This is a genomic window from Micromonospora sp. 15K316, assembly GCF_004348525.1.
Taxonomy (GTDB): domain Bacteria; phylum Actinomycetota; class Actinomycetes; order Mycobacteriales; family Micromonosporaceae; genus Micromonospora.
In genome coordinates this window covers 1-4183 of the sequence record NZ_SMKG01000343.1, presented here as the reverse complement: position 1 = coordinate 4183, position 4183 = coordinate 1, and the positions used below count along the sequence as shown (strand labels likewise).

Below are 4183 nucleotides of genomic sequence, written 5' to 3'. Positions count from 1 at the left end.
CGACTCCCCCGACGTGCTGCCGGGCACGACCGGTACGGCAGGGGCGGCCGGCTCGCCGATCGCGCGGCCGAGCAGGTCGAGGCGCTTCCCCTGCGCCGTCAAGCGGCCGTCGAGGATGTCGGCGGCGGCGTGCAGGTCGCGGTGGGGCTCGGCGGCGGCGGAACCCCGGTCGCCGGAGCGCCGCCGCTCGGCGAGCTGGCGGGCCAGCTGCGCGTACTCCTCGAAGGTCACCGCTCAGCCTCCACCGGCGAGGTCGTGCGCGGGCCGGGCGAAGGGCACGATGAGCCGCACCCGCCGGTCGTGCCGGTCCACCAGCAGCGCCCGGTCCGGTCGGGGCGTGTAGGTGACGTCGCGGAGCCCGAGGTGCCGTCGCAGCTCCCCGCCGGAGACGTCGAGGGCGACCAGGCAGGCGACGCCGTCGCCGTCCCGGGCGTCGCCCACGTCGTCGGCGAGCCGGCGCGCGTCGCGCCACCAGCCGAGCAGGTGCACCCCGCGGCCCGGACCGTGCCGGAGCACGGCACGCAGGTCGTCCCGGCCGTGCCGGGAGGTCCGCGCGGTCGCCGCGCCGAGCACCGTCGCGGCACCGTCCATCCCGAACGCGACGAGGAAGGTCCGGCCCGCCGGAGGCGGGTCCGGCGGGGTCGGGTCCGCCAGCGTGGCGAGGCGTGCCCGCAGGCCGTCCGCGTCGAGCTGCTCGACAGGGTGGCCGCCGGCGGTCAGCGCGGCGGTGGTCTCGTCGGCCACCGGGTCGGCGCCGGCCACCAGCGGGGCGAGCAGGAACCGGCACTGTCCCGGCAGGTGCTGGCGGGCCAGGCTCAGCGTCGCGGCGCGCAGCACGTCCGCGCCGGCCGGTGCGGAGCCCACCACGCCCAGATGCCGCCCCGGTGTGGTGTCCATGATGAACATCGCGCTGCTGACGTGCACGTCGACGGTCCGCCCGACCAGGGCCAGCGGGCGGCGTCCGCCCGGCCGCAGCCCGGCGTAGGTGGCGTCCTGCTCGATCCGGGTGTTCTCGTAACCCCGGAAGACGGCGGGTGGGGACGATCCGGACGGCCGGGCCCGCCACAGCTCGTGCCGGAGCCGGGTCACCGTCGCGGCGGTGGCGTCCGCGCCGGGGAGGCGGACGACGGTGTCGGCGCCGGCCGCGCCCGCGCCGACGTTGACCACGGCCACGCCGTGCGGCAGCCCCTCGGCCGCCTCGTTGGCCGGGTCGAGCACCCCGGCGCCGCCGAGCGCGACCCGGCCGGCCGGCGCCGCGCTGTCTCCTCGCAGCGCCGCCACACCCGCCGCGTCGCGGCCGGCCAGCACGAGGTGTACCCCGCACCCGCCGCCGCCGCGCAGCAGCTCCCCCAGCAGGCTCGCCGACTCGCGGGCCGGTTCGTCGCCGCCGGCGAGCAGGACGGGGAACTCGTCGATCACCGCCACGATCCGCGGCAGCGGGGGGTCGCGGGGCAGGTCGGCGAAGCGGGTGACGCCCTGCCGCTTGAGCACTGTGGCCCGACGGCGCACCTCCCGCCGCAGCTCACGCAGGACCGTCACCGCGTACTCGCGGTCGGACTCGACACCGAGCGCCCGCACGTGGGGCAGCCAGGACGGGTCGCGTCCGGTCGGCCCGAACTCGGCGAAGCTCACGCCCCCGGGGAAGCCGAGCAGGTAGAGCTGGAGCTCGGTCGGGGCGTGGCGGGCGGCCAGCCCGTGGAGCAGACCGGTCAGGAAGGAGTCCGTGGTGGCGAGCTCTCCGCCGCCGACCAGCCAGTGCGGTGTGGTGTCGTCGAACGTGACGGTCACCGGAGCGGGACCGCTGCGACCGACGACGGTCTGCAGGCCCGCGCCGGACGACTCCACCCACCGCCGCTCGGGTAGCAGCTCGGCGAAGCGCCTCTCGTCGGCGCGGCGCGCGGCCTCGCCGAGCCGCCCGGCCAGCGCGCGCACGGTGGCGACCGGTGGGTCGCCGTCGAGCAGCACGGGGGCCGCGAGACCGCCGCCGTCGGCGCTGAACGGGGTGCCGGGCGGATCGCCGACGTAGGCGTACCGCTCGGTCAGCCGCACGAGGGTGGCGGAGCCGAGCGACGGCGCCGGTTCGCCGTCGGGTCGGCGCTGCCGGCCGGCGGCCAGGACGCAGAGCGCGGCCCGGGCGTCGGCCTGGGTGAGCGCGGCGAGCCGGTCCGGCTCCCGCGCCGCCGGGCCGGCCGCGACCACCAGCAGCAGGCCGCCACCGGGGGCGAGCCGGGCGGTGCGGGCGTGCCGCTCGGCGGTGTCGAGCAGCGCGCCCACCTCGGCGTCGGTGCAGGCCGGCGGGGCGAGCACACCGGCGTCGACAAGCGGGCGCAGCGGCCCGAACATGTTCGGCGCCGAGGTGTCGATGCCGACCACGTGGACCTCACCGGGCGGCGCGGCGGCCAGCAGCCGCACCACCAGCGACCGCAGCAGCCGGGCCACCCGGGGATCGCGGGCGTCGGTGTCGATGGCCAGGTGCCGGCCGCCACCGAGCGGGACCAGCGCCGGGAACGCGCCCTCCGGGGTGAACGCCGCTCCGAGCCGGATGGCGACCGCCGTGTCGGCGAGCGGGGCCGTCCCGGAGTCCGGGGCGGTGACCGCGGCGCCGACCTCGCCGAGTCGGCTGACCAGTTCGCCGACGCCCGGCGCGGGGGCCGGCACGGGCACGGCCCGCAGCGCGTCGCGGACCACGTCGAGGTGGGCGCGGGCCGCGTGGTGCGCCGCGACCGCCTGCCGGTACGTCGACGCGAGCCTGCCCACTGTCCGCCTCCCACGCCACGGCCGTCCGCGACGACCATAACGGACGGTGGCGGTGCCGCCACCGCACAGCGGGTGCGCGTCGCGGCGGCCGGCGGCCACCCCGGGCCGCCGACCGCCGTCGCGGATCAGCCGGTGACCGAGTTCAACGCCGCCAGGTAGCCGTGGCGGTAGCCGTCGGCATCCGGGTGGTACGCCTCGATGACACCGCTGATGTCGTGGATCCACGGGTCGCCCGCGCAGACGCCGTGCCCGGCGAAGTAGGGCCGGGTGTCGACGAACGTGGCGCCGGCCGCGGCCGCCCGGCCGGCGATGACCGTGGCGAGCAGGTCGGCGGCCTGGTTGAGGATGGTTCGCTTGTAGACGCTCATGGCGAGCCAGCCGCAGGAGTTCAGCTCGAACAACCGTGGATAGCCGAGCACGATCAGCCGGGCGTTGGGCGCCCGGTCACGGATGGCCGCGTACGTGGTGTCGAGCCGGCCGGGCAGCGTGCCGGTGGTGAACGCGCGCGCCTCGTTCACCGCGTTCGTGCAGGTCGCGGTGGTGCCGAACCGACAACTGGTGATGACGTCGACGAAGCCGGCGTCGTTGCCGCCGATGGTGATGGTGACCATGGTGGTGCTCGCGCCGAGCGCGTCGACCTGGCCGCCGATCACGTCGGCGGTGACCGCGCCACCGCAGGCGGGGAACGCGAAGCTGTTCGCGCCGTGGGCGGCGGCCCAGAGCGGGGGGTACGACTTCTGGCTGCGCAGGCAGGTGGACCAGTCGTACGGGCCGGCGCCGACGCCGGAGGAGTACGAGTCGCCGAGCGCGACGTAGTTGACGGCGGCGGCCTGCGCCGTGCCGGGTACGACGAACACCGCGGCGAGAGCGGTGGCGACCAGGGTGGCCAGCGCGGCGAGGGCGCGCGCCAGCGGGCGGTGTGACATGACGGACCTCCACAGGGCAGGGGTGGTGGGATCCGTGACCGCGCGCGTGGCCAGGGGTGGACCGGTTGTTACCAGGCGGTAATGCTATCGAAATTCTTCGATCGGGGGAACCGGCGGTCAGCCGGCGTCGACGAGCGCCCGGCCGGCTACCGCCCGGCCCCGGTCGCCGAGGCCGGCCGGGCGCGCACCGGCAGCTACCGCCCGGCCGGGGTCACGTCCCGGGCAGCCGCGACACCGAGGGCGCCGCTCGGCAGCACGGCGGCCCCGAGCGGCGGGGCGGGGTGCACCGCCGGAGGCCGGTGCGGAAGGTGCGCGGGTGCGGGTCGGCCGGCGGCGGGACGTGGCACCGGCCGTCGGCCGGCCCCGCCGGCGGTGACCGGGCGCGGCACCGGAACGACGGTCCGGGCGGGCCGCACCGCGCGGGCCAGGGTCGCCGCCGGGCGTACCACCCGGGCCGCCGAGGAGGCGACCCGGCGCATCGGGCGCCGCACCGCGGGTAC

The 4183-nt window shown here is 77.8% G+C and carries 2 protein-coding genes and 2 pseudogenes; all 4 read right to left on the bottom strand.

Annotated features, from left to right (window positions below; translation table 11 throughout):
• Positions 1 to 231 (bottom strand): annotated as a pseudogene (locus E1211_RS31065) (hypothetical protein); the annotation flags it as partial.
• A gap of 3 nt (positions 232 to 234) precedes the next feature.
• Entirely contained in the window at positions 235 to 2757 is a 2523-nt protein-coding gene (locus E1211_RS31060) for an FtsK/SpoIIIE domain-containing protein (RefSeq protein ID WP_132353643.1), read from the bottom strand.
• Between the two features lie 125 nt (positions 2758 to 2882).
• The gene (locus E1211_RS31055; protein WP_132353641.1) at positions 2883 to 3683 is read right to left on the bottom strand and encodes an SGNH/GDSL hydrolase family protein; all 801 of its coding nucleotides are present in this window, start codon (positions 3681 to 3683) and stop codon (positions 2883 to 2885) included.
• 194 nt (positions 3684 to 3877) lie between these two features.
• A pseudogene (locus E1211_RS31050) lies at positions 3878 to 4183 on the bottom strand (hypothetical protein); the annotation flags it as partial.

What these genes read in the sequence shown, in the direction of transcription:
- E1211_RS31055 (WP_132353641.1), bottom strand. Translation starts at nt 3,683, where the DNA reads ATGTCACACCGCCCGCTGGCGCGCGCCCTCGCCGCGCTGGCCACCCTG.